The 1,433-nt window shown below is 43.0% G+C and carries 1 protein-coding gene; it reads right to left on the reverse strand.

Annotated features, from left to right (window positions below):
• A partial coding sequence (locus Q0212_RS07015; protein ID WP_297923938.1) for a DUF5906 domain-containing protein occupies positions 1–1,433 on the reverse strand: 1,433 nt, incomplete at both ends.

A 1,433-nucleotide genomic window follows, 5' to 3' on the forward strand; every position in this document is an offset into this window, starting at 1 on the left:
TTATTGATTAAATCTTCAACGCTGCATTGTTCAGGCGACACACTTGCTTGAATCATTAAACGTCTTGAATTGGTATCAGGTGCGCGCCCACTGGCTTTAAAATCATCGCTTATTTTGTACTTTAACAAAAAGGTTTTTATTACCCCTGCGTGTTTCTCACTCTCAGCAAATAGATATTCAAAATAGTCACCTGTTGCATCACGACCGCCAAAATAGTCGAATAGCTCGCTCTCGTTTTGGATTCGCCCATACATCACACAAAAACGTCTATCATCATTAGTTATCGGCAAAGCGTCCTTATAATTGGTCAATAACAGATAGTTTGTGAAGTTTGGTACTGTACGATGGTCGCGCCCCTTTTCCTCAATTTGAATCATGCTATTAGTAATAAACGGCTTTAGCCTGTCCATGATGCGCCACTTATCATCGCCCTTGATGCGTATTTCCTCAACGATATTTACCACCGCACCATGCGCCCACCCTGTAAAACGCTCGCCCAATGCACTAGGGTCAAGGCTTTTGGCATTGCTACCAAGCACCCACTCAAGCACCTTAGCAAAATAGCTTTTGCCAGTACCTTGCGCCCCTTGTAATAAAATCGCCCAGTTAATGCGTTTACCTGCGTTCTGCACTACATAGGCAAGCCAATCAATTAAAATACGCTGTTCACGCTCATCTACCAAAACGTTGCTAATGTGCGTTAAAAACAAGTCAATCGCGTGTTTGTTGGTATCATCAATTGTCACCGATTTATAACCGCTATCAACATAAGAATTGAGCATGAGCTTGTTATCATATTCAAACGTCACGCCAAAACTAGGCCAATACATTTTATCGACACAAGTTAATAACTCACAACACGTCAAAGCATAGTCGCTCGCTAACATCTCAGCATTTTTAACATCTTCCATACGATTGTATTTAGCGTTAAAAGCCTCGCGCTTTATGCTATAATTTAGACGTGTGTTTGCAAACTCGCACAACTTCTCGACATATACCCAATCATTGAGCCAGTCAGGTGATGCCACCACAACATCGCCCGACTTTTCAAAACCACCACCATCAAAACAAAACGCCTTTTTAATCTCGCTTTTGCTTAGTCCGATTTCTTTGCCGCAAGCTGCAACAATATCAGCCGCTAAAGTTGAACGCATATCATCATGCAAAACGCTATCATTCATCGCACAAATGCGCTTCTTTAACGCAAGGTAATCACTATATCCTTTCGCGCCTTGCGCTTCGCCACGCAAGGTATCAAACACTGAAGCCACGACACCGCCTTGCTGCTTAACGTGCCAACACACGCTGGCCATAGTCACACGCACACCTGACCACTTACCAAACGAGTTGTATTTTTTACGCATCATTCTCGCATCATGTTTGCTACTTAATGCCGACCATGACACCCACAAATCAAAACCAACATCACTACC

The sequence above is a fragment of the uncultured Agitococcus sp. genome (genome assembly GCF_937920075.1).
Lineage (GTDB): Bacteria > Pseudomonadota > Gammaproteobacteria > Pseudomonadales > Moraxellaceae > Agitococcus.